The 24,677-nt window shown below is 58.9% G+C and carries 23 protein-coding genes; 16 read left to right on the top strand and 7 right to left on the bottom strand.

Features of this window, described 5'->3' with window-relative positions:
- Positions 1 to 167: 167 nt before the first annotated feature.
- On the bottom strand, positions 168 to 1,040 hold the full coding sequence (gene yghU / locus H4N61_RS12470; RefSeq protein ID WP_182394140.1) for a glutathione-dependent disulfide-bond oxidoreductase: 873 nt from the start codon (positions 1,038 to 1,040) through the stop codon (positions 168 to 170).
- Between the two features lie 99 nt (positions 1,041 to 1,139).
- Between yghU and H4N61_RS12475 the strand changes: the two genes are divergently transcribed.
- From H4N61_RS12475 to H4N61_RS12485, 3 genes are all read left to right on the top strand, one after another.
- Entirely contained in the window at positions 1,140 to 2,255 is a 1,116-nt protein-coding gene (locus H4N61_RS12475) for a class I SAM-dependent RNA methyltransferase (RefSeq protein ID WP_169196468.1), read from the top strand.
- A 78-nt stretch (positions 2,256 to 2,333) separates the two neighbouring features.
- Positions 2,334 to 2,531 (top strand): CsbD family protein, encoded by a 198-nt coding sequence (locus H4N61_RS12480; RefSeq protein ID WP_169196469.1) that lies wholly within the window; start codon positions 2,334 to 2,336, stop codon positions 2,529 to 2,531.
- A gap of 194 nt (positions 2,532 to 2,725) precedes the next feature.
- The gene (locus H4N61_RS12485; RefSeq protein WP_169196470.1) at positions 2,726 to 3,094 is read left to right on the top strand and encodes a response regulator; all 369 of its coding nucleotides are present in this window, start codon (positions 2,726 to 2,728) and stop codon (positions 3,092 to 3,094) included.
- A gap of 52 nt (positions 3,095 to 3,146) precedes the next feature.
- Here the strand turns inward: H4N61_RS12485 and H4N61_RS12490 are convergent, their stop codons facing one another.
- On the bottom strand, positions 3,147 to 4,352 hold the full coding sequence (locus H4N61_RS12490) for a PQQ-dependent sugar dehydrogenase (RefSeq protein ID WP_169196471.1): 1,206 nt from the start codon (positions 4,350 to 4,352) through the stop codon (positions 3,147 to 3,149).
- Between the two features lie 138 nt (positions 4,353 to 4,490).
- Here H4N61_RS12490 and H4N61_RS12495 point away from each other — a divergent pair, with 138 nt between their 5' ends.
- From H4N61_RS12495 to H4N61_RS12530, 8 genes are all read left to right on the top strand, one after another.
- The gene (locus H4N61_RS12495) at positions 4,491 to 5,414 is read left to right on the top strand and encodes a diacylglycerol kinase family protein (RefSeq protein WP_182394141.1); all 924 of its coding nucleotides are present in this window, start codon (positions 4,491 to 4,493) and stop codon (positions 5,412 to 5,414) included.
- Positions 5,411 to 6,241 (top strand): metallophosphoesterase, encoded by an 831-nt coding sequence (locus tag H4N61_RS12500; RefSeq protein WP_169196473.1) that lies wholly within the window; start codon positions 5,411 to 5,413, stop codon positions 6,239 to 6,241. Before H4N61_RS12495 ends, H4N61_RS12500 begins: the two co-directional genes overlap by 4 nt.
- A gap of 94 nt (positions 6,242 to 6,335) precedes the next feature.
- Entirely contained in the window at positions 6,336 to 6,989 is a 654-nt protein-coding gene (locus H4N61_RS12505) for a SatD family protein (protein ID WP_182394142.1), read from the top strand.
- On the top strand, positions 6,989 to 7,426 hold the full coding sequence (locus H4N61_RS12510; RefSeq protein ID WP_169196475.1) for a hypothetical protein: 438 nt from the start codon (positions 6,989 to 6,991) through the stop codon (positions 7,424 to 7,426). Before H4N61_RS12505 ends, H4N61_RS12510 begins: the two co-directional genes overlap by 1 nt.
- 32 nt (positions 7,427 to 7,458) lie before the next feature.
- Positions 7,459 to 7,701 carry a hypothetical protein gene (locus tag H4N61_RS12515; RefSeq protein ID WP_169196476.1) on the top strand — a complete coding sequence of 81 codons (243 nt, stop codon included), beginning with the start codon at positions 7,459 to 7,461 and terminating at the stop codon, positions 7,699 to 7,701.
- Positions 7,694 to 8,032, top strand: coding sequence for a hypothetical protein (locus tag H4N61_RS12520; protein ID WP_182394143.1), 339 nt, complete (start codon positions 7,694 to 7,696; stop codon positions 8,030 to 8,032). The genes H4N61_RS12515 and H4N61_RS12520 overlap by 8 nt, the downstream gene beginning before the upstream one ends.
- A 179-nt stretch (positions 8,033 to 8,211) precedes the next feature.
- Positions 8,212 to 11,523, top strand: coding sequence for a carbamoyl-phosphate synthase large subunit (carB, locus tag H4N61_RS12525; RefSeq protein ID WP_169196477.1), 3,312 nt, complete (start codon positions 8,212 to 8,214; stop codon positions 11,521 to 11,523).
- A gap of 237 nt (positions 11,524 to 11,760) precedes the next feature.
- Positions 11,761 to 12,696 carry a hypothetical protein gene (locus H4N61_RS12530; protein WP_182394144.1) on the top strand — a complete coding sequence of 312 codons (936 nt, stop codon included), beginning with the start codon at positions 11,761 to 11,763 and terminating at the stop codon, positions 12,694 to 12,696.
- Here the strand turns inward: H4N61_RS12530 and H4N61_RS12535 are convergent.
- From H4N61_RS12535 to H4N61_RS12550, 4 genes are all read right to left on the bottom strand, one after another.
- Positions 12,693 to 13,973 carry an oligosaccharide flippase family protein gene (locus H4N61_RS12535; protein ID WP_182394145.1) on the bottom strand — a complete coding sequence of 427 codons (1,281 nt, stop codon included), beginning with the start codon at positions 13,971 to 13,973 and terminating at the stop codon, positions 12,693 to 12,695. The two genes, H4N61_RS12530 and H4N61_RS12535, sit on opposite strands and share 4 nt — an antisense overlap.
- A complete protein-coding gene (locus H4N61_RS12540; protein WP_169196480.1) occupies positions 13,966 to 15,027 on the bottom strand; it encodes a GNAT family N-acetyltransferase in 1,062 nt (353 codons plus the stop codon). Before H4N61_RS12540 ends, H4N61_RS12535 begins: the two co-directional genes overlap by 8 nt.
- 195 nt (positions 15,028 to 15,222) lie before the next feature.
- Positions 15,223 to 16,242: a low-specificity L-threonine aldolase gene (ltaE, locus tag H4N61_RS12545; protein WP_182394146.1), complete on the bottom strand. Its 1,020-nt coding sequence runs from the start codon at positions 16,240 to 16,242 to the stop codon at positions 15,223 to 15,225.
- A 50-nt stretch (positions 16,243 to 16,292) separates the two neighbouring features.
- Positions 16,293 to 17,270 (bottom strand): methyltransferase, encoded by a 978-nt coding sequence (locus tag H4N61_RS12550; protein WP_182394147.1) that lies wholly within the window; start codon positions 17,268 to 17,270, stop codon positions 16,293 to 16,295.
- Positions 17,271 to 17,726: 456 nt separating this feature from the next.
- On the opposite strand from H4N61_RS12550, the gene H4N61_RS12555 reads away from it, so the two are divergent.
- From H4N61_RS12555 to H4N61_RS12575, 5 genes are all read left to right on the top strand, one after another.
- Positions 17,727 to 17,936, top strand: coding sequence for a cold-shock protein (locus H4N61_RS12555; protein WP_169196483.1), 210 nt, complete (start codon positions 17,727 to 17,729; stop codon positions 17,934 to 17,936).
- Positions 17,937 to 18,258: 322 nt separating this feature from the next.
- Positions 18,259 to 18,732, top strand: coding sequence for a transcription elongation factor GreA (greA, locus tag H4N61_RS12560; RefSeq protein WP_169196484.1), 474 nt, complete (start codon positions 18,259 to 18,261; stop codon positions 18,730 to 18,732).
- A 155-nt stretch (positions 18,733 to 18,887) separates the two neighbouring features.
- Positions 18,888 to 19,838 carry a thioredoxin-disulfide reductase gene (trxB, locus tag H4N61_RS12565; RefSeq protein WP_182394148.1) on the top strand — a complete coding sequence of 317 codons (951 nt, stop codon included), beginning with the start codon at positions 18,888 to 18,890 and terminating at the stop codon, positions 19,836 to 19,838.
- Between the two features lie 116 nt (positions 19,839 to 19,954).
- Complete coding sequence (locus H4N61_RS12570; protein ID WP_169196486.1) at positions 19,955 to 20,848, top strand: LysR family transcriptional regulator; 894 nt, start codon at positions 19,955 to 19,957, stop codon at positions 20,846 to 20,848.
- Positions 20,849 to 21,080: 232 nt separating this feature from the next.
- Complete coding sequence (locus H4N61_RS12575; protein WP_182394149.1) at positions 21,081 to 21,797, top strand: HAD family hydrolase; 717 nt, start codon at positions 21,081 to 21,083, stop codon at positions 21,795 to 21,797.
- 1,243 nt (positions 21,798 to 23,040) lie between these two features.
- Here the strand turns inward: H4N61_RS12575 and H4N61_RS12580 are convergent.
- Positions 23,041 to 24,666 (bottom strand): MFS transporter, encoded by a 1,626-nt coding sequence (locus H4N61_RS12580; RefSeq protein WP_182394150.1) that lies wholly within the window; start codon positions 24,664 to 24,666, stop codon positions 23,041 to 23,043.
- Positions 24,667 to 24,677 lie beyond the last annotated feature (11 nt).

A 24,677-nucleotide genomic window follows, 5' to 3' on the forward strand; every position in this document is an offset into this window, starting at 1 on the left:
TATTGACTTAACGGGGGGTGTACTTCTCGCCGCAACACGCCGCTAACGCCGCGGCAAATTGCAAAAAAATTGGTGCAAAAACACAAACTCGGCGTACTGCGTAAACGCTGTGCAAACAAAAACCCCCGCCGAAGCGAGGGTTCGATGACCTTGATATTCCAGTCGCGTTAGATTGTGCCGCGCTCTTTGCGGATAGCCAAAACGCGGTCAATGTCCGCTGCAGAGTGGCGCTCGGCCAGCATTTCATCTTCCGGACCCCAAGCAGTGTTCACGCAGCGCCCGCGCTTGACCGGCTCGCGTGCGTCGATCTCTTTGGCCCAGCGGATAACATTGGTGTAGATGCCCACATCCAAAAATTCGCCGGCATTGTAAGACCGGTTCAACACCATGCCGCCATACCAAGGGAAAATGGCGATGTCGGCGATCGAATAGTCCTCGCCCGCGATGAACTTGTTCTTGGCCAACTGCTTATCGAGCACGTCGAGCTGGCGCTTGGTTTCCATCGCATAGCGATTGATCGGATACTCAAGCTTTACCGGTGCATAGGCATAGAAATGCCCGAACCCGCCACCAACAAAAGGCGCACTGCCCATCTGCCACATCAGCCAGTTCATCACTTGCGCGCGTTTAGCTGGGTCCTTTGGGTAAAACGCCCCAAACTTTTCTGCCAGATGCACGAGGATAGACCCGCTCTCAAACAGAGCGATGGGCTCCGCGCCTGAGTAGTCCCACATCGCCGGGATCTTGCTGTTGGGGTTGACCTCAACAAAGCCCGAACCGAACTGATCACCCTTGCCGATATTAATCAGCCAGGCGTCATATTCCGCGTCATGCCCCGCCGCCAGCAGCTCTTCGAGCATGATAGAGACCTTCTGACCATTTGGCGTCGCGAGCGAGTGGAGCTGGAACTTGTGCTTCCCGCGCGGCAAGACAGCGTCATGGGTCGCGCCCGCCGTTGGGCGATTGGTGCTGGCAAAAGCCCCACCATTGCTTTGATCCCACTTCCAGACTTTTGGCGGCACATATTCTGCATCAGACATGGCGTAACTCGGCTAAAAGAACTGGCACAACTATATCGTCATTTGCCGATGAAGCAATGTCCCATTGCTCTTCGCCGCACTCCCCGGTAATTCACCAGCATGACCACCTCCCTCCTTGAAATCTATCTCGTCGCCACGCCGGGCCTTGAAGCCCCACTTGCTCAAGAAGCCGTGCAAGCGGGCTTTATTGACGCCAAAGTCACTGATGGCGGCGTTACTTTCATGGGGACGTGGGGCGATGTTTGGCGCGCCAATCTCACCCTGCGCGGCGCCACCCGCGTGCTGGTGCGCCTCACCAATTTCCGCGCCATGCACTTGGCGCAGCTCGATAAGCGTTCACGCAAACTCCCTTGGGCCGAATGGCTCCAGCCCAATGTTCCCATCACAGTTGAAGCCAGCTGCAAGCGTTCGCGGATTTATCACGCCGGGGCCGCCGCCCAACGCGTCGCCACCGCGATCACGGAAACCATCGGCACGCCCATCGCCGAAGAGGCAACTCTTCGCATCATGGTCCGCATCGAAGACGATCTTGTCACCATCAGCGTCGACACCACAGGCGAGTCCCTTCACAAGCGCGGCTTCAAGGAAGCGGTCAACAAAGCTCCTATGCGCGAAACCATGGCCGCCATGTTCCTGCGCCAATGTGGCTTCGACGGTTCCGAGCCAATCCTTGATCCCATGTGCGGCTCGGGCACCTTCCCGATTGAAGCCGCTGAAATCGCCGCTGGTCTCCTGCCCGGTCGCGCGCGTTCTTTCGCCTTCGAACAGCTCCCCGGTTTCAAGCCAAAGGCTTGGGCCGAGCTGCGCGCTGCCGTCCCGCCGAGCAAATCGACCGATATCCGCTTTTACGGCTCAGATCGTGATGCGGGCGCCATCCGTATGGCTGGGGAGAATGCGGAACGCTCCAGCGTTTCAGCCCTCACGATATTCGAGCAAAAGAACATCGAAGACCTCGCCCCACCGTGCGAGCAGCCAGGCCTCATCATCGTCAATCCGCCCTATGGCAGCCGCATTGGCCAAAAGGGCCCGCTGATCGCCGTCCACAAAACCCTCGGCACCGTGCTCAAGACCCGCTTCAAGGGCTGGCGCGTTGGCATTATCACCGCCGATAAGCAGCTCGCCCAGGCCACCGGTCTTAAATTTGAACCACAGTTGCCCACCGTGCTGCACGGCGGCATCCGCGTCGCCCTCTATCGCACCGCGCCACTAACATAAGCCAATACGCCGCCCCTACGGAACGCACGGCCCCCTCGTCCATTGGGCACCCATCGCAACTCTCTAAGGAGAATGAAGATGGACTGGAACCGTATCGAAGGTGGCTGGAAGCAGTTTGCTGGCAAGGCCAAGGAACAGTGGGGCAAGCTCACTGACGACGACATCGCCCAGATCAACGGCAACCGTGAACAGCTCGAAGGTAAGCTTCAAGAGCGTTACGGGAAAACCAAAGACGAACTCCGCAAGGAAGTCGATGATTGGTCCAGCCGCTTCTAAGCGCTCAAACCCCTCCCACCGGAGGGGTTTTCTTTTTGTGGGCAAGCACGGGGGTCAGCGAGCACCCCGCTCACTCCGTAAAATTTGAACCAAATGCTAACCATAATGGCAAGCTTGCCCGATCTCGGCGCAACCATCCTCCACCCAAGCCCTTGAATGCGCAGCGTCACCCTTCACCACCTAGGTCCTGACCCATGAGCCCACTCAAGCGCCTCCTCGTCGTCGAAGACGATGCCTTACTGCTTCTATTCCTGATCGACGATCTCGCCGAACGCGGCTTGGAAGCCGTTGCCGCCAGCAGTGCCCGCACGGGTGCCCGTCGCATGGCTGAAAACATCGACGCGCTCATCACTGATATCGAACTGGGCGATGGTCCCAATGGCTTGGCCTTGGCCCGCCTCGCGTCCCAATATCGCCCCGGCCTGCCCATCGTGATTGTCTCGGGTGGCGTCACGCCCAAGCCCGAGGACCTCCCCAAGGGCGCGATCTTTATTCCCAAACCCTACAGCATCGACCGGATACTCTCCGCTTTGGAAAAGCAGCGCGTCACCCGCGCCGCCTAAACACAGCAAAGTCAGAGCGCAGCACTATGGCCGCGCTCCGATCTGGCGGGCGTTAGTCGCCCTGGCTAATCCGCACGATTGTCGAGCCACCGCCCTCAGTCACTGCATAGATCGCCCCATCAGGCCCGACCTTCACATCGCGTACGCGCGCGCCGACAGGAATGCGCTCTTCGTGCTTCACCCGTTCGCCATCCATGTGCAGCACCACGACGGCCTTGCCCACAAGCCCGCCAACCAGAAATGCGCCATCCAGCTCGGGGAATTCATTGCCTTCATAATAGGCCATGCCTGAAGGCGCGATCACTGGGTCCCAATAGTAAACCGGCTGCTGGGTTTCCGCGTCCGCGGTCACACCCTGCCCAATGGCTTGCCCTGAATACTCGACGCCGTAAGCGACATCCGGCCAGCCGTAGTTAAGGCCAGCTTCGGGCAGGTTTAGCTCATCGCCACCGCGCGCGCCGTGCTCAACGACCCACAGCCGGCCCTCACCATCAAGCGTTGCCGCCTGCGCATTGCGATGCCCAAAGCTCCAGATTTCCGGCAATGCGCCCTCAACGTCAAGCAGCGGATTATCCGCCGCCGCCTTGCCCTCACCATCGATCTTGAACACCTTGCCCAGACCGCTGGCGAGTTCTTGCGCTTGCGGTCGCATCGGACGATCAGACCGCTCGCCAACCGTTACATAAAGCGCCCCATCAGCGGTTGGCACGATGCGCGAGCCGTAGTGCTTATCCCCGTCATAGCTTGGGGTTTGACGGAAGATAACGTTGACGTCTTCTAGCACTGCGCCGCCCTTGTCATCTGCCACCAAAACCGCCGAGGCGACACTGGTCCCGTTGCCATCGCTCCGCGGCTCGGCAAACGAGAAGAAAATCCGTCCCGAGGTTTCAAAGTCATAAGCCAGCGCCACGTCGAGCAATCCGCCCTGCCCGCGCGCATCAACCTCCGGCACGCCCGCAATCGGCGCGCTCACCGTCCCATCCGGCGCAACGATATGCATCGCGCCTTCTTTGGCCGTCACCAGCATGCGCCCATCGGGCAAAAATTCCATGGCCCAGAGATGCGGCAGCCCCTGCGCAATCACCGTGCTCTTGGTCTTGAGCAAGTTATCGGGTTGGGTCGCGCGCGTCTGGCCTTCAAACGCTGGCACCTGCCCGCGCCCATTTGCTTCACCGACCGGAACAGGTTCGCCCTGTGCCACCGCACCAGCAACCATCAAGGCCCAGACGGACGTTATCGCCACGATCTTCTGCACCATCTCGTACTCTCCTTAAGTGTTGTTCGATCAGTATAACTGATCTGTGCCCGCTTCGTTCAACCACGCGTCTGCAACGGGATCGCGACTGACGCGTTGACCTGCAAACACATTCGCCGAGAGCACGGGGCGCCCTTCTGCATGTCTGAAAATCGCTATCACGTCATTCTCAATGCCAATTCTGGCACCGCTCATTCCTTGGGTGTCACCAAGGAATCCCTCCAAGCCCTCTTTGAAAGCCACGGCCTCAACGCCGAAATCGACGCCGATTCCGACAAGGATTTTGACGATCGCATGAAAGCGGCTGTCGACAGCCCCGCCAATATTATCGTGGCCGCTGGCGGCGATGGCACCATCACCGGACTAGCAGACGTTATTATCGAGACCGACAAAGCGCTCGCCATTCTCCCGCTTGGCACCGTCAATGCCCTCGCCAAAGACCTCAATATTCCGCTCGATCTCGAGGAGGCCGTGGCCGCCCTGGCCACCGGCCATCCAATGCAAATCGACGTCGGCGAGGTGAATGGCAAAGCCTTCCTTCATAAGGTCGTTGTCGGCGTCATCCCCGGCATGGCCGCCGCGCGCGAGCACATCCGCGGCAGCGACGATCCAACCGCCAAAGTTGGCCTTATCCGCTATATGTTCCGCCGTATTCAGCGCGCCAAACGCATCGCTGTGGTCTTTGAACGCGCCGACGGCTCCCGCACGATCGAACGTTTGCACTCGCTGGCTGTCTCGTCCAACGCCTATGACCAGGGACTGGGACGCTTCTTCTCACGCTCCAAGCTCGATCAGGGTTTTTTGACCCTTTACACGCTGCGCCACTTCCGCACCTGGGACTTTTTCCGCCTCGTGTTCGGCATGATGTTTGGCAAGTGGCAGAGCGATCCGGAGCTAAATATCGAATCCATGCAATCGCTCACCGTCGACTTCCGTAAGCCGCAGATGCAGGTGATGTTTGATGGCGAAGTCATGCTGCTCGACACGCCCATGAAGTTCACCATCCGCCCCTTGGCCCTAACCGTCATCGTGCCTGAAACTGTATCGACTGAGATCGCCGCGTGAAAATCCTTCATATCTCTGACCTCCACTTCGGCAAGCATGACCCCGTTCTTGCCGAAGGCTTTGCCGACGACATCAACGCGCAAAACCCCGATCTGATTGTCGCCAGCGGTGACTTCACCCAGATCGGCACCAAAGAAGAATTCATTCAGGCGCGGGTCTTTCTCGACAAACTGAACGCGCCGATTTTCGCCGTTCCGGGCAATCATGACGTGCCCGCCGTCAATTTCGTGCGCCGCTTCCTTGATCCCTATGGCCTTTATAAGCGCTATATCTCGCGCCAGCTCGAGCCTTTCCTCGAAATGGATGGCGTCGCCATCCTTGGCATGCGCACCTCGCGCCGCTTCCGCCTCGAATGGAATTGGGGCCACGGCACCATCTCCCGAAACCAACTGGCAGATCTCGAAGCCCGCTTCTCCCGCGCGTCCCCGCATGCGGTCCGCGTGATTGTCGCCCACCACCCCCTGCTCTATCCCACCGAGCAAATGGCACAAAAAGAAGCGCGCACCGTCAAACGCGCCGACGACGCCCTCATGCGCTTTTCTGAGCTTGGGGTTCGCCTCGTCCTCTCCGGCCACTTTCATCTGTCGTATGTGCGCAAGCATGAACCAGCCTCGAAAAGCCGCGAAGGCGAACCGATCGGGGTCAGCAAATCCACCGCCGCGCCCATCCTAGTCGCGCAAGCGTCCTCGGCTATTTCCACCCGCCTGCGCGGTGAGCCCAACGCCTATAATCTGATCGACATCACACCCGATCAGATCACGGTCACCGTGCGTGAATGGCGCGACGGCTCCTGGATCACACGCGACAAGGCCTCCGAGCCTGTCTAGCCCGAACCAATATTGGTTCAATTTATAGAACTGAACTCATTTCAGTTCATTTTTCTATCTTGAACCATTTTAAGTTCACAGGCATGCTCCGCGGATGGATATTGCTCGCGCGCCAAATACCGCCGTTCTGATGGGCGACATCGTCAACAGCCGAGACCGGCACACACCGGCCCGGCTGCACGCCTTGTTCAATGATGCCGTCGCCGCTGCCAATCAAAACAATGGCGCCGACATTCTCTCCCCGCTTACCATCACCTTGGGGGATGAATTTCAGGGCATCACGACCTCATTGACGACAGCGGCCACCATCGCGCGCCAGCTGCGTCTGGACCTGCTCCAATCTGGGATCGATTGCCGCTTCGTCATCGGCCAGTTGCGGCTGCAAACCCCCATCAACACGAGCATAGCGTGGAACATGATGGGCGAAGGCTTGGCACGCGCCCGCTCCAAGCTGAACGACAAGCAAACTGGCCTCTTCTACCGCGTCGCCCTGTTCGATGATCCCACCCATGAGATCCTGTTCGACGCCCTATGCCTGAGCCTATCCACTATAGAAGAAGACTGGACCGACATTCAGGCCCAAACCGTCGCGCAAACTCTCGCGGGGAGCAGCGTTGAGGATATCGCCACACGTCGCGCGGTTACGTCACGCAACGTTTACAAGACCCTCAAAAGCGCTAAGCTCGACGTCTACACGACCCTATGGACCGCGCTACTGACCGGGTTCACCAAGATCGAGGAGCCATAATGGACACCACAAGGATTGCCATTTCGCTGGTTTCCCTCGGCACATTCCTTGTCATCCTCACCTTCTTCGGCAATCTCTTCTGCAAATGGGTGCTTGCCGTCACCCACGTTACGCCCCTCCCGCAGGGCGCTAGCGAGACTGGCGAGACCCAGCACAAGCGCAACACCGCCGGGCGGTGGATCGGCGCGGTTGAACGGCTAATCATTGCTTTTGGCATAGCGCTCTCAAGCACCGAGATCATTGCGGCCGTTGTCGCAATCAAGGCGATCTCGCGCTTTCAGCAAATGGACAATAAGGACTTCGCGGAATACGTCCTCTTGGGCAGCCTCTGCAGCGTTCTCTGGGCTATCGTCTGGACAGCCATCGTTCTGTCCATCGACGCAGCATGGGGCGCAAATCTGGTCGACCTCTGGCTCCACCAGATTACAGCGCCATAACGCCGCCGCATTGCGCCCCCAGCCTACCGCCTATGCGCCTACCGCTTACGCTCCTCGCCACGCTTCTGGTTCTGCCCATGCTCCCCGCATCAGCGCAGAGCCAAACCGAATCCATTGAAGCGCAGCTCTGCCGGAATCAGCTCGACCTCCTCCTCTCGCGTGAAAAGCTGACCCAAGATGAGGAGGCGGTGTTCAATGCCCAGTGCGATTGCCTTGAAGAGCAAGCAAAATCCAGTGATCCTGAGCGCCAAGCCTGCGCGCAGGCGCATGACTAGCCCTAGTGGCACCATCCTCCTGTCAGTCTTGATCTTTTTGCCCTTTACCCTCGTCCCCGGCGCGACATTTGCGCAGTCCGACTGGGGGAGGCAGAAATGCGAACTATACGAAAACGCTTGGGCCCGCGCCCTCTCCAGCACCCCCAACACCGACATCAATGACAGTTTCCGCGCGGCTAACGAGACCTTCATAGCCTCGGGCTGCACTGAGAAAATTGCCGCCTGCCCCCGCTCAAGCGATGAACGGGAACTGGCCAATATGCTCACCATCGCCATGCTCAATGAAGGCGCCGCCAGCACCTTCCTTCCCTTTGCCTGCGACGATGAATAAGTGCCGCTCCCTCTTCCCTTCTGCGCCCTCTTAAGTTAAACCGCCCACCTAACCACCATGTTCGGCCTTTATGCCCCGTGCCGCAGTGCTCAACTGCTGCGCGGGTTTCGCGCGGACGGGTGTGTCCGGGCGATTCTCCTCGCCCGCGTCCTGATAGAAACGACAGCAGAGCGAGTCCCATGCCGAAGCGTACCGACATTAAATCGATCCTCATCATCGGCGCGGGGCCAATCATCATCGGACAGGCGTGCGAGTTTGATTACTCCGGCACTCAGGCCTGTAAAGCGCTCAAGGAAGAGGGTTACCGGATTATTCTGGTCAACTCGAACCCAGCGACGATCATGACGGACCCAGATCTCGCCGACGCAACCTATGTTGAGCCGATCACCCCAGAAGTGGTCGCCAAAATCATCGAGAAAGAGCGCCCAGACGCGCTCCTGCCCACCATGGGCGGTCAGACAGCTCTGAACTGCGCACTCTCGCTGCGTAAGATGGGCGTTCTCGACAAGTACAATGTCGAAATGATTGGCGCGACTGCTGACGCCATCGACAAGGCAGAAGACCGCGAGCGTTTCCGCGATGCGATGAAGAAGATCGGGCTTGAAACCCCGCGCTCCATGCTCGCGCACAACACCATCGAAGCCCTTCAGGCTCTCGAAGTGATCGGCCTTCCAGCCATCATTCGTCCGTCCTTCACCATGGGCGGCACCGGCGGCGGCATTGCTTACAACCGCGAAGAATACCTCGCGATCTGCGAAAGCGGCATCGACGCTTCGCCGACCAACGAAGTTCTGGTTGAGGAAAGCGTCCTCGGCTGGAAGGAATACGAAATGGAAGTTGTCCGCGATAAGAAGGACAACTGCATCATCGTTTGCTCGATCGAAAACCTCGATCCAATGGGCGTGCACACCGGCGACTCCATCACCGTGGCTCCTGCCCTCACCCTCACCGACAAAGAATACCAGATCATGCGCGACGCCTCCTTGGCTGTTCTGCGCGAGATCGGTGTTGAAACCGGTGGTTCGAACGTTCAGTTCGGCGTGAACCCAGCTGATGGCCGTATGGTCGTCATCGAAATGAACCCACGCGTATCGCGTTCGTCTGCTCTGGCATCGAAGGCCACTGGCTTCCCGATTGCCAAGGTCGCAGCGCGCCTCGCCGTTGGCTACAGCCTCGACGAATTGGACAACGACATCACCGGCGGCATGACCCCGGCGTCGTTCGAACCAACCATCGACTACGTCGTCACCAAGATCCCACGCTTTGCCTTTGAAAAGTTCCCGGGCTCCGATCCACGCCTGACCACCGCGATGAAGTCGGTTGGTGAAGCCATGGCTATCGGCCGTACCTTCCAGGAATCGCTCCAGAAGGCTCTCCGTTCGCTCGAAACCGGTCTCACCGGTCTCAACGAAATCGGCATCCCAGGCATGGGTGAAGGCGAAGACAAGAACGCCATTAAGCAGGCGCTTGGCACCCCGACCCCAGATCGTCTCCTGCACGTGGCTGAAGCCATGCGCTTTGGCATGTCCAACGAAGACATCCATGAAGCGTGCAAGATCGATCCTTGGTTCCTCGAACAGATGCGCGGCATCGTCGATATGGAAAACAAGGTCCGTGAACTTGGCCTGCCATCGGACGCGGCAAACCTGCGCACCCTCAAGGGCATGGGCTTCTCGGACGCGCGCCTTGCCGAACTCGCAGGCACCAAGGCTGCCGACGTGCGCAAGCTCCGTCACGACCTTGCTGTTCGCCCGGCCTACAAGCGCATCGACACCTCGGCTGCCGAATTCGCTTCGCCAACCGCTTACATGTACTCGACCTACGAAACCCCGTTTAACGGCAAGGTCGAAGACGAAGCGCGTCCATCGGATCGCAAGAAGGTTGTCATCCTCGGCGGTGGCCCAAACCGTATCGGTCAGGGCATCGAGTTCGACTACTGCTGCTGCCATGCTGCCTTTGCGCTGGCTGACGCTGGCTATGAAACCATCATGGTCAACTGCAACCCAGAAACGGTTTCGACCGACTATGACACTTCGGACCGCCTCTACTTTGAGCCGCTGACCGAAGAAGACATCATCGAAATCCTGCTCACCGAAAAGCAGAACGGCACGCTGCACGGCGTTATCGTTCAGTTCGGTGGCCAGACCCCGCTGAACCTTGCAGAAGCCGTGAAGAAGGCCGGCGTTCCAATCTTGGGCACCCAGCCAGACGCGATCGACCTTGCCGAAGACCGCGATCTCTTCTCCAAGCTCCTCAACAAGCTTGAGCTGACCCAGCCAAAGAACGGCATTGCCTATAGCCTTGAGCAGTCCCGCCTCGTTGCGGAACGCCTTGGCTACCCACTGGTGATCCGCCCGTCCTACGTTCTCGGCGGCCGCGCTATGGCCATCGTCAACTCCTCGGCTGAGTTCGAACGCTACATTCAGGATACGCTCTCGGGCCTCGTCCCGCCTGACATCCTGCGCCGTTACCCGAACGACAAGACCGGCCAGATCAACTCTGTCCTCTCTGACAACCCACTGCTGTTCGACGCATACCTTCAGGGCGCGACCGAAATCGACGTGGATTGCCTCTGCGATGGCGAAGACGTCTTCGTCGCTGGCATCATGGAGCACATCGAGGAAGCCGGCATTCACTCCGGTGACAGTGCTTGCTCGCTGCCATCCCGCACGCTCTCGGAAGAAACCATTGCTGAACTCAAGCGCCAGACCCGCGCGCTCGCTCTTGAGCTCAAGGTCGGCGGCCTGATGAACGTTCAGTACGCCTACAAGGACGGCACGATCTATTTGATCGAAGTGAACCCACGCGCTTCGCGTACTGTTCCTTTCGTGGCCAAGGTCATCGGCGATCCAATCGTCAAGATCGCAGCCCGCATCATGGCTGGCGAAAAGCTTGCGTCCTTCGGCCTGCAAGAAAAGGTCCTCAAGCACGTCGCCGTTAAGGAAGCCGTGTTCCCGTTCAACCGCTTCGCTGGCGTTGACACGGTGCTTGGGCCTGAAATGAAGTCGACCGGTGAAGTAATCGGCCTCGACACCAACTTCGCGATGGCTTTTGCCAAGTCGCAGCTCGGTGCCGGCCAGAAGGTCCCAACCTCGGGCAAGGCGTTCATTTCGGTTCGCGATAGCGACAAGCAGTACATCGTTGATCTGGCCCGCCAGCTCGTCGAAAACGGCTTCGAAATCCTCGCCACCGGCGGCACGCAGTCCTACCTGGCTGAAAACAATGTTCCAGCCACCAAGGTCAACAAGGTCTTGGAAGGTCGCCCACACATCGTCGATGCGATGAAGAACGGTTCGGTTCATCTGGTGATCAACACCACCGATGGCGCCAAGGCAATCAGCGACGGCCGCGACATCCGCCGCACCGCGCTTCTGGCCAAGATCCCGTATTACACCACCATCGACGGCGCGATGGCCGCAGTTGAAGGCATCATCGCCTACTCCAAGGGCAACCTCACGGTCCGCCCACTGCAGGACTATTTCACCGCCTAATCCGCGCGAAACCCGAATCCGAAAAGGCCCGCCCCGCGCGGGCCTTTTTTTATGCTCTCAAAGACCACCGATACGCTCCCCAACACCGAACCAGCCTCCCTCCCCCTACCAGGGGGAGGCTTGGTGGGGGTCCCCATCCACAGTCCCCACAGCAACCCTCCCCCTCGTCTCCGCATTCATCTACGATACATCTTGGCTCCGCCATAAAGAGCGAAACCAAGCACACGAGGATTGCCCATGTTGCGTCGTACTGCCGTTACACTCAGCCTTCTTCTCGCCACCACGTCTCTTGCCGTCGCCCAATCGGACACCGACGAAGCCATCGCCCAGTTTACCGGGGCCAATGGCTTCTCGCTCGTCGACACCGAAACGCTTGAAGCAACTCTCGCCAGCTATTGGCTCGATACCAATGCCGCCACCCCAGACGGCACCGTCGGCCCTATCGAGAAAGCCCTGCTCATTGCCGATGACGCTATCGAGAGCACGCGCACCCGCACCGAGCTTTCTTATGGCGAAATGATCGACAGCGCAGAGGACGGATCTTCCGCCCCTGTGAGCTTTATCGAAGTCCGCCACTTCAACTTGGGCCCAACTATCCGCGCTGAACTGGCAGCGGACCTCGGGGAAGAAAACGTCGCCGACGCAGCCGAGTTCGGCACTGGCGAACACCGCGCTTGGCGCTTCGTCTTCACCCCGACCATGAACAATCAGGCGATCCTTCTCCAAGCCTCGACCAAGGAAATCTCGGCCAAAGAGGCGTCAAAGCAGGATTGCCAGGGCACCCCCTGCCTCGACAGCTATCGTGACTTCCAAGACATGGCGGATTGGACCGAAGTAGAGGGCGAGCAGCCCGATTGGCCCCTGCTCTATGCGGACGTCGCCGATGATGTGGCGATCCCTGCCTATGCCGCCGCGCGCCTCGCCACTCTGGGCTATTGGGCCAATGCCGAAAGCGGCGAGTATCAGTGGACCTATGGCGAGCACCCTGAAGGCGTGGAACGTTACGAAATGTACCGCTTCCTCTCCATGGACCGTAATCTCGGCAACGAAATCGGGCTGGACGCCGTCTGGCACGAAACCAAGCTCAACGACGATGCCGTCACCGATCTCTGGTATCGCTTCGCCGATGTCGCCGGCTTCCACACGGTCTTTACCGCCAGCGCAGGTCGCTAGAAACGCTGAAAAACCATCAATCCGGTCGCGCGCCAAAGGCCAATCGCCAGCGCGAGCGACCGGACTGCCATCGCAATTGCAGCCCCTGCCGCTGCGCCGATCAGCCCAAATTGAGGGGTGAGCGCCGCGATAAGCACCACGCTGGCCGTGACGCTGACAAGGTTGACGACGATCCCCGTCCTCTGTTTACCCAGCACGATCAGCGCCTCTTGGGCCTGACCGCTGAGCGATTTGGCCACCATGCCTGCCCCAAGCACCGCCACCAGCGGCCACCCGGCCTCATAGGCCTCGCCGAACGCGCGCAACAGCAGTGGCGCGGCGATAATCGTCACAGCGACGGCCGCCGTCGTAAGCCCCACCGTCAGCATTGTCCCGCGCGAAATACTGCGCTGAAGTTGGTCGTTCGATGCGCCAGCGAAATCGAGCGCATAGCGCCGCCCTGCAACCAGCGTCATCGCATAGGCGACAAATCCCCCCAGCGCCAAACACCGCGCCGCCGCAAAATAAACCGCCACCTCTTCCGGCCCAGCCAACAGCGCCAGCATCAGCACGTCGGCATAGCCGGTCAAATCCTCGAGCCCCGACAGAACCAACAGCGGCAACGAGGCCGTCAGCCAAACCCGCTTTTGTCGCGCGCTCACCGCGCCCGCCACGCCGAGCCTGCGCACCCGCTGTCCCACCACCAGCGCCAGCGAACCACTGATCACAGCCATAGCCGTGATGAAAACGCCGCCCACCACCGGCAGGGTCAATTCAACGCCGCGCCCGTGCAGCAGCAAAACCGCGCCTATAACCAGCAGTGGCCGAACCACATAAACAGGCACCGCTGCCAGGCGGAACCAGCCAAAGCTGCGCGCGACGCCTTCAATGAAATACTCAAGCGCAATAAAGGGCAGCCCCAACGCGACCAAGATTATGACGAGCCCAGCGCCCCCTTGCGGCCCCAAGCCCATGCCGAGGGCAACGCCGGCTACGCCGAGCGCCACGCTGACCCCGCCCACAAGGCGCAAGCCAAACCGCCAATAGCCGAACAGCTTCACCCGCTTATCGCGCAGCTGATACCGCGGCAAAAATCGCACACTGGATTCGGCAAAGCCCAGCGCCGCAAAGCTCCCGAGCGCGAGGATCCAGCTCCACAGCGTCACGAACCCGCCGTAGTAATCGGCGGGCATCAGCCGCGCTAAAACCACCTGCATGGCGAACACAAGGCCCGCCCCGGCAACGCGAATGGCTATGGCAATCGCCGCATCGGCAAAACTGCTTTGACCGTCAGACATACAGCAGCAAACACACGCTACCTTGTAGGAAGTTCGTCCATCTCTGCATCAGTACTGGCAGCCGTTCATAGTGCCGCTTCACAAACGGCCGAACGGTCGGCAACCAGTAACCGGTATAGACCCGGCCCTTCCACGATAGCGGCTTGGCCCGTGTCGCCACGGCATGCGCGCTATTGGTCCAGCTGTTTTTATAATCGGCCGGATTGACCAGCAGATCATATGCGCGCGCGCCCTGCTCGATCAGCCAGCCCACCGTCATTTCCATCTGCACCTTGCCCGGAGACAGCTCGCGCAAGCTCCAGTCAAAGCTGCCGATATAGGCGTAGTAATGCCGGTAATGCAGAAAACCGAGTTCAAGCGCCACGACCCTGTCGCCTACGCGCAGCACGGAAATACAGGCGCCAGAGCGCTGATCACTATCTCCAGGCAGTCGCTTGAGGAAGGCGGCATAGCCCTGGGCCGAAAACCCCACACTCCGCCGCCCTGTCTGCGCCAGCCATTCGCGCTTCCAGTTCACCGCCTGCTCAACGAGCCCATCAAAGCCCGCATCGTCTGGAAAGACCATCTCAAAAGACACGTCGCCCAATCGCGCCAGATGATTGCGCCGCCGATTGCGGTTCCGCTTCTGCAGTTTTCCCAAGCGCTCGAAGTAAGCATCAGCGCTCACATAGGGCGTCAGATCGAGGACCGAGCTCTGATTAGGTTCTTCGCGGACCCGAGCAATGGTTGCGATCATGCGATCAAGCGCCGACCCTTCGATGACACAACGCTGCACCCAAACGTCAGTCTTCGAGGCGCGCACGGCTAAGCGCAGCGCCTCAACGACCTCAGGGTCGCTCGTCGCGCCCGCCAAGGCCAGAGCACCACAATATTGCGCGTGTGCCTCGCCAAGCGTCACGAGCCGCGCGATCCCGCCCTTACGGGTCACCACCAGCGGCACGATGGCCAGCAAGACTTCGTCGCGCCACAGCGTAATCACATAGGGCTCGGTCGCTTCAGTGCAGAATTCCGCAACCCACGATCGGCACCAGTCAAACGATTGGAAATAGCTCATCGGGTCGGAGCATCGCAGCTCCAACGCCCGCCAGTGCTGTTCATTCGCATCAATATCGTGGAGCGACGCAAGAATTCGCGTTGTCACCCCGGATGTTACCGCCCGCAAAATGTGATCTCCCATCGTCACATTCGAACACAATGAAACGACCGACCGAATATGGAAACAGTAAAGTATTCTTACGGTAAATACTTATTAGTCTTTGAAAAACGTATCGACCGCCGAGATGGCATTTTCAATGTCATCATCGCCGATATCAATATGGGTGACCCAGCGATGCTCCCCATAGCCGCCGCCGAATGCAATACCCATGCTTTCCAGATGCTCTGTCAGCGCTCCAGAGACTTCACGCTCTGCCTTTGCCCAGACGATATTGGTGTCCGGCATGGTCACACTCAATTGCGGGTGCCGCGCCAGACCCTCGGCCAAACGCTTGGCGCGCTTATGATCGTCGGCAAGCCGTTCAACATTATGGTCCAGCGCATAGAGTGCCGCGGCCGCCAGAATGCCCGACTGACGCAATCCGCCACCCACCATTTTGCGATAGCGCCGGGCTTTGCCAATCAGCTCCCCGCGCCCAACAAGCACCGAGCCCACGGGCGCACCCAAGCCCTTAGAGAGGCAGATCGAAACCGTATCAAACCGTTTCCCCAGCGTCGCAATATCGATGCTCAATGCCAGCGCCGCGTTGAACCCGCGCGCCCCATCCAGATGCAGCCCCAGCCCATGGCGATCCGCCACATCAGCAACGGCATCCATATAGCCCATCGGCAGCGCCCGCCCGCCAAAAGTGTTTTCGAGCGCGATTAGCCGCGTCCGCGCATAATGACTGTCGTCAGGCTTAATGGCGTTTTCAATGTCATCGATGGCCATCGTTCCATCGGCCTGATGCGCAATAGGCTGCGGCTGGATCGACCCGAGCACTGCCGCGCCACCGGCCTCATGCGCATAGCAATGCGCGTCCTGCCCCGCGATATATTCGTCGCCACGCTCACAATGGGCTAGGAGAGCCAGAAGGTTAGACATTGTGCCGGAAGGCACAAACATCGCCGCCTCTTTGTCCATCATGCCGGCTATGCGCTGTTCCAGCAGGTTGACCGTCGGATCGTCGCCGTAAACATCGTCCCCCACCTCCGCCTCTGCCATTGCTGCCCGCATCCCATCGCTGGGACGCGTGACAGTGTCAGAGCGAAAATCGTGGCGGATGGTATTCATGGTCATCTCCAGAGCTATCGCACCTTTATGGCCAAGTTCGGCGAGCGCCGCTAGGCAGCGACGTCACCATCCATGCCGACATCATTGGCGGCCGTCATACTATGCTGCGGCTTTTGCGCCACCACCAAGATCCCGGTAATCGGAGCGCCGCGATCCATACGTAACTCGGCGGTTTCATAGCGCAAAATGCTGAACCCAGCGGCCACCAGCGCCGTGCGCGTCGCCTCAATGCCATGGGCATAGCGCAGGCTTGGGCGTAAAAACACCGCTTCAGGGCCGTCATGCGCTTCCAGCGAAAAGGCGACGAGCCCCCCCGGCTGCAAAGCGGGCATCATCGCGCTCAGAACTGGCTCTATTGCGCCGCAATAAATCAACACGTCTGCTGCCGTCAGCAGGTCCGTGTCGCGGTCGCACCGATTGAGTGCTTCAACCAGCTCGGCCTTTTCCAGTTTATCGTAAATGCCCTTGCGGGCCGTCTCTGCAATCATCGCGGCGGAAATATCAACGCCCTCAAGATGATCAACCTTGCCGCGCAAGCGCTGGCCCATCAAGCCTGTGCCACAGCCCAGATCAATCGCGCGGCCAAACCGCTCAATGCCAAGGCGTGCCATCTCTTGATTGACAATTTCGTCGAGCAGTTCAGGCACTTTATAGCCCAGTTTACCGACCAGCGATTGCTCGAACTTGGCAGCATATTGGTCAAAAAGGGCTTCGACATAGCCCACTGCCGTCCCCTGACCTGCAGCACCGGCATTATGCGCTGCCAGTTTTAATCTAGCCCCGAAAACACCGTGGTCATCGAGAGCTTCAAGCCGCCGCCAAGCGCCTATGGCCGCGGAAATATTGCCGGCTTTTTCGTGGTAGTTGCCGAGCAGGTCCCAACCGGCAGCCCATTCGGGGGCCAATTCCAGAGCCTGCTCCATCAGCTCTGAGGCTGCAGCGGGATCACCACTTTGGTCCAGCTGCCGCGCATAGTCGGCACGCCGATCGGCGAATACATCGCCGGAAGAATAAATCGCCTTGCTCAAGACGGTACGCTTTCGAGAGGACACGGCCATGCTGACCGCGACTGCGAATTAGCCGGAAAAACCGTACACGCGCAAGGAGAATACAGGGCACGATTGAGGCACCGACCCGCGTGAAAATTTCGCCCCAGATTCCGCCGAAATCGGCACGAATTTTCACGATAATGCACGCGAAGGGCAATTGCCTTTTCAGAAATTGCTTCCGGCAAACAACTGACCACTCACGAGAACTGTCGCTATTTATCGAAAGCACCCCCATCAACACACGAGATATTGATGCAATCGTTTTTTCAGGTTAGGTTCCGCCCATCGAATACTGCGGCCGACTGACCTAAAGACGCGAATTGCCATTCGCCATTGCTGTCATCATCTTCCGATAGTTCGATATCAACTAGGGGGCCTGATCAGGTGCATGATCAGAACCTCATTTAGCAGAGACGTCACGAGGGATAGCGCATTATGGCAACGGGCACCGTTAAGTGGTTCAACGGCCAAAAAGGTTATGGTTTCATCCAGCCAGACGAGGGTGGCGCAGATGTGTTCGTTCACATTTCTGCTGTCCAGCGTTCGGGCCTGAACGGCTTGGATGAAGGCCAAAAGGTGAACTACGAAATCGTCAAGGACAAGCGCACGGGTAAGTCCGCCGCTGACAATTTGACGACGTCGTAATCACGAACCTGGCTTAATGGATTGGGGCGTGCCCTAGGCGCGCCCTTTTCTCTTGCCCACGCTCTTTGCTACTTTTCAAGTGTCCTTGGGTGTGCGCTGCGCGGTTTGGCCTAGTTTCAACGGCTTGACCGCGAGCGAACCTCCGGGCAAGGTCAAATCTTCCCCAGATCCTTATTCGCGACGCATGAGCCGACCGACCGGCTGGGGTAAACTATTTGGGGCCAAGCTGGCTTCAAACCAGATCAACGACTAAGCAGCGCGGCCGGCAAATGTTGGCGGCGCGCTCATTACTATTTTGCCGAGCCGATTGGAGGCAGCAGGAATGGACAAGATCCCAATGACGGTGCAGGGCCAAAAGGCCCTTGCCGCAGAATTCGAGCACCGCACAAGCAATGAGCGCCGTCGTATCATCGACGCCATCGCGGAAGCGCGCGCTCACGGCGATCTGTCTGAAAATGCAGAATATTCCGCTGCCAAAGAACAACAGGCACTGAACGAGGGCCGGATCAAGGAACTCGAGACCATTCTCGCCTTGGCCGATGTCATCGACGTCAGCAAGCTCTCCGGCACGACGGTAAAGTTTGGCGCGACCGTCACCTTCATTGATGACGACACAGAAGTCGAAAAGACCTACCAGATCGTTGGCGATCCAGAAGCTGACGCTTCGGGCGGTCGCATCTCGATTTCGTCCCCGATTGCCCGCGCCATGATTGGCAAGGAAGAAGGCGATTCGTTCGAAGTCGCTGCTCCGGGCGGTTCGCGTGGCTACGAAATTCTCAAGATTCGCTATGTGTAATCCGCAAGTCTGCGGATAAATCCACAATAGCTGTGGTTTTCTGTATACTCCCGCGTGGTTTCACTGCGCGGGAGTTTCTTTGCCTTGAAACCACCCCGGTTCGCACCTTAACTAGGGGAAGAGGGAGCATTCCGTCTTTTAGGAGCGACATCGCGATGCACGCAAAAGTCATCATCATTGGCTCGGGTCCAGCTGGCTACAGCGCCGCGATCTATGCTGCACGCGCAATGCTCGAACCGGTCATGATCCAGGGCCTTCAGCCCGGCGGCCAGCTCACCATCACCACCGATGTGGAAAACTATCCCGGCTTTGCTGATGTCATTCAGGGTCCATGGCTCATGGACCAGATGAAGGCGCAGGCCGAGCACGTCGGCACGCGCATGGTCAACGACATCATCACCGATGTGAATTTTGACGTGCGCCCCTTCGTCCTCACCGGCGATAGCGGCGACGTCTACACCGCCGATTCCATCATCATCGCCACCGGTGCTCAGGCCAAATGGCTTGGCCTGCCGTCCGAGCAGAAGTTCCAAGGCTTTGGTGTCTCCGCTTGCGCCACCTGCGATGGCTTCTTCTATCGCGGCAAGGAAGTGCTCGTTGTCGGCGGCGGCAATACCGCTGTTGAAGAAGCCCTGTTCCTCACCAACTTCGCCGAAAAGGTGATCGTTATTCACCGCCGCGACGAATTCCGCGCCGAACGCATTCTTCAGGATCGCCTGTTCAAGAACCAGAAGATTGAAGTGCGCTGGAACACCGAAATTGTCGAAGTTGCTGGCTCCGAAATGCCACCTTCGGTCAATGCCGTCATGCTGCGCAATCGCGCCACCAACGAAGTTTATGAGCAGAAGATCGACGGCGTTTTCGTCGCCATTGGTCACGCTCCAGCCACCTCCATCTTCTCGGGCAAGCTCGACATGAAGGCTGGTGGCTATCTGCAAGTTAAGCCAGGCACCACGCAAACCAATGTTCCGGGCGTCTTCGCTGCGGGCGACGTCACCGACGACGTCTACCGTCAGGCGATCACTGCTGCTGGCATGGGCTGCATGGCCGCGCTCGATGCCGAGCGCTTCCTGGCAGAACACGAATTGGCCGAAGCGGCGGAATGAGGGTGACTGCCGTGAAACTCTTGCCTCACGCTAGAAGGAGCCGCCTCTGTCGGCTTTTCTGCAGCAGCAAGACAAGCGTTCGCCCCGGCTGATCAACATAGAAGGCGTCACGAGAAATGCTCGACTGGGACAAGCTCCGGATATTCCATACCGCCGCAGAGTCGGGCAGCTTCACGCATGCCGCCGAAAAACTAGGGATGAGCCAGTCGGCCGTGAGTCGGCAGATCTCCGCCCTAGAAGATGATCTGGGCTTTAAGCTCTTCATCCGCCACGCTCGTGGCCTCGTGCTCACCGAAGTCGGCGAGCAGCTCTTCCGCACAGCGCACCGCATGCATTGGGAACTCCAGCAAGTGGAGACCCAGATGTCGGAAAGCCAAGACGTGCCAACCGGCCCGCTGGTGGTCACCACCACCGTGGGCATTGGCTCCACCTGGCTCTCCTCGCGCCTCGACGAGTTCCTCAAACTCTATCCGCTGATCCAGCTCGAAATCCGCCTCAACGACGCTGAGCTCGATCTGGCCATGCGCGAAGCCGACGTCGCCATCCGTCTGCACCGCCCTAACCAGTCGGAAATGATCCAGCGCAAGCTGTTCACGGTGCACAACCACTTCTATGCCTCGGATGCCTACATCTCCGAATACGGCATGCCCAAGTCGCCCGAAGATTTGGACAATCACCGCATTATCAGCTTCGGCGAACCTGTCCCCTCCTATCTTGGCGACATCAACTATCTCGAACGCATGGGCCGCCCAGACTCCAGCCCGCGCCGCGCCGTACTCAAGGTCAACGCCATCTATGGCATGATGAACGCGGCCCGCGCTGGCATCGGCATCGCCATGCTCCCCGCCTATGTGGTCGAGAAGGCCGACGGCCTGGTGCAGGTGCTGCCCGAAGTCGAGCTGCCAGCCTATGAGGCCTACTTCGTTTATCCACCCGCTCTGAAGAATTCAAAGCGCGTTGGCGTCTTCCGTGACTTCCTCGTCTCCAAAGCCCGCGAGTGGAGTTTTTAGGCGCCTAACCGACCGAAGGCCAATCGCCCCTATTCTTTCTTACCTCGCCCCTACGGGGAGAGGTCGGCACGCAGTGCCGGGTAAGGGGGCCCTACTTGCAATAGGCACATCCGCAGCCCCTGCTCGGCCACGCTCAAAAGCCCCCAAATGCCCCTCGTGCGCCCTTGCTGCGGCCCATAAGTGCCAGCAAGATGCCACATAAATGCCCCTGAACGCCCCGCCGAGGTGAACCATGGCTCGCATCACCACCATCGCCCTCGATGCTGACGATACCCTCTGGGAGAACGAGCAGTTTTTCCGCCTCACAGAGGAGCGTTTCACCACGCTTTTACGCGACCACACCGATAGCGCAGATCTCAACGATCGCCTGATCAGCGCCACCATGCGCAATTTGGCTTTCTATGGTTTTGGCGCCAAAGGCTTCACCCTCTCGATGATTGAAACGGCCCTCGAGCTCACCGAACACCGCGTTCCCGGCCCCGTCATCGCTGAAATTTTGGCCGCCGGTCGCGAGCTACTCACCTATCCGGTCGAGACCCTGCCCTATGTTGATGAAGCGCTCCAAGCGCTTGAAAAGAAATATCGTTTGATCCTCATCACCAAGGGCGATGTGATCGACCAAGAGCGCAAGCTTGCCGCCTCGGGCCTCGCTGAATATTTTGCGGCTGTGGAAATCGTCCAGGATAAAACCACTGCGGTCTACGAGCGCATTTTCGCTCAGCACACCGAAGGCGCGGGCCACACGGTCATGGTCGGCAACTCAATGAAGTCTGATATCTTGCCCGCGCTTGAGGCCGGAGCCTTCGCCGTCTACGTCCCCCATCGCTTAACATGGGTTTATGAACAGGCTGATGAGCCAATAAATCATCCACGATGGGCAAAAATAGAGCATCTCGGTCAGCTCCTGCCCGTCCTCGACACCTTCGCCACCCAGGCATCCCACCCGTAAAAAACCGAACGTTTCCGGGCGATTCCGTACGGGGACTTCTGCGCCAACCGTTGATGTGAACGTTTTTTGGCGACTACATGCGTACGGCGCATGGCTGACATGCCCATTAACCAGTTCCTCATCTTCGAGGATCACCCTATATACCGCGACATCACAGCGGGTGTTTCTCCTCCCTCCCTTGCGCCCGCTGCGTTCCCTCCTTAGTGAGCCGTCAGGCTTACTACTCCTTAGGCTCCGCTCTCCCCTCGAGCGGGGCCTTTCTTTTGTCTGCAATTCTGTGGACCGATGCATAAATGCATGGCTGACATGTGTTTTCCGGGATTGCCTACTAAACCAGTAGAGTACATAAAGGCCTCGTTGCTGAGGCGCGCTCCGATCTCCTCCTCCCTTCGGACCGTGTATCGCAACACTGAGCTGCGGATCGTAACCTCCTCCCTCGATCCAATGTTCTGGCAGAGCAGCATACTCCTCCTCCCTTGCTCCTCTGCCTTTCACTTTCGATTTGGCCTCAGGCCCAGTCATCGGCCCCATCTTCGGATGGGGCCTTTTTTTTCTGCCCACTGCAACCCGGTGAGCCACCCTCCCCACGCACGCAGTTCGACCTCCCTCACCTTGAAGGGGAGGGATTGAGGATGGGGGGACGAAGCGCAGAACCAGCAATCCTCTCACGCCAGCCCGCCGGCCATCTCCCACTGAAACACAAGCCCCACCAGCCACTTGCCACGCTGCCGCGCCGCTTCATCCATACAAGCTGCACATTAAATGGACAGTTTGTCGCTGTGCCTAATGCATAGCTGGCATGACGAAGCATGCATTGTTGTGGGGGCCAGAAACGCCTAGGTTGTGTGTGTCGACGGGACGCCGCTCCGTATCCTCCTCCCACGGACCCGCGTTGTCGACACCCGGATTGGAACCGTTTCCTCCTCCCTCGGTTCTGGTCCACATGGTCTGACGCATATCCTCCTCCCATGCGCTCAGACCAACACTTTCGATTTGGCTTCGGCCCTATCATCAGGCTCCAACTTCGGTTGGAGCCTCTTTTTTTGCCCGCACAAGACTGCAGCAAGGTGACGCGTAGATTTTGCATGGCAGCATTACGCAATTGGCGCTTTTCTAGGCACTGCCGCCGATTGATAATGTCCTCAACGCAGCGCTCGTGGTGACGCTGCCCTCCAAGGTCTACGGTCCGCCGTGACCCTTAAGACCCTGCCCCTCCCCTCGGGCAGGGTCTTTTTTTAGGCAATCAAACGTCGGGCAATTCGCGCAGTGGCGTATCATCGTGAAGCGGCACGGTCTGGCGCTCGATCATGCGATGTACCCTCGGCGGTTCTGCCAACTGGTGCAGGGCCCGCAAGGCCAGCGTATTTTCCGCATCAGCCTTTGTCCGGCGCATGTTGTGCCGCAAATAATCATCCCAGGTGGGCACGTGGTAGCTTTCCACCCACAGATCGGGTTCCTGCAAATCGCGCAGCACCGCCCATTGCCGCGCCCCGTCACGAATGCGGATACGGCGACGATCAGCCATCAGTTCCAAAAACTTAGGGATGTCGTTCTGCGCGATACGATAGTCGATCATCACGAGGATCGGCCCAGAGCGTGGCCGCAGATCGAGCCGCAAAGCGGGCTCATTAAACGTGTCGAGCGGGTTGAGGTCGCGCGAGCTAAAGGCCGGCAACGGCAAGCGTAGTCCCACAGCGCCGCAAAACACCAAGACGAGAGCCGCGCACAACAGGGCCAGCTGCGGCCCGCCAATATCCGCGAACAGGCCCCAAACCCAGCTGCCCAAGGCCATGCCGCCAAATGTAGCGGTCTGGTAGAGCGCCAACGCCCGGCCAACCACCCAACGCGGGGTCGAGAGCTGCACCGACACATTGAACAGCGAAAGCGCGAGCACCCAGCAAGCCCCAGCCGGGATCAACACAGCATGGCTCAGCCACACCTCGCGACTGAGCCCTAAGCCAACACAGCACAAAGCGAAAATGGCACAGGCGATCCGCACGATCACCTCATTGCTGAAGCGCTCCCGCACGCGACCATTGAGGAATGCGCCACCGATAGCGCCGAATCCGAAGCAGCCGAGCAATGTGCCATACACAAAGGCCCCACCACCCACATAGTCATTGGCCACCGATGGCAGCAGCGCCAGAATGACCACAGCCGCTAGGCCAAAGAGAAAGCCGCGGAACAACACCGTCGTTAAATGCGGCGACAGCGACACATATCTGATGCCCGCATACATGGCCGAGCCGAATTTTTCGCGCGGCAACTGGCTTTTGACCCGCACCGGCTTCCACCGCCAAAGCGCAAAGATCAGGGCGATATAGGACACCGCATTGAGCGCAAATGCAGCAGCGGCACCGGCTGTCGCCACAATCAGCCCACCAACCGCAGGGCCAACGCTGCGCATGAGGTTGAAACCCATAGAGTTGAGCGTCACCGCACCGGGCAGGTCTTCGCGCGGCACCACATCGCCCATCGAGGCCTGCCAGCTTGGATTAAACAGCGCCGTGCCGCACCCGATGAGGAAGGTGAAGCCGAGCAGTAGCCAAGGCGTCAACAGGCCAAAAACTGTCAGTATCGCCAGAAGGATAGAGACCACCATCAGACCGATCTGAGCGACCAGCATGACGATACGTCGATCGAAATTGTCAGCGAGAGCCCCGGCCGCGAGCGAAAACAGCATGATGGGAAGCGTCGTAGATGCCTGCACCAGCGCCACCATATTGTGGGAGCTCGACAGCGTGGTCATCATCCACCCGGCACCCACCGATTGCACCAATCCTCCCAGATTGGAAAACAGCGTTGCCAGCCACAGCATTCGGAATGTCTCATGCCGAAAGGGGGCCAACATCGATTTACGCTCAGACATTACAGCTCCGA

This window comes from Devosia sp. MC521, assembly GCF_014127105.1.
GTDB lineage: Bacteria > Pseudomonadota > Alphaproteobacteria > Rhizobiales > Devosiaceae > Devosia.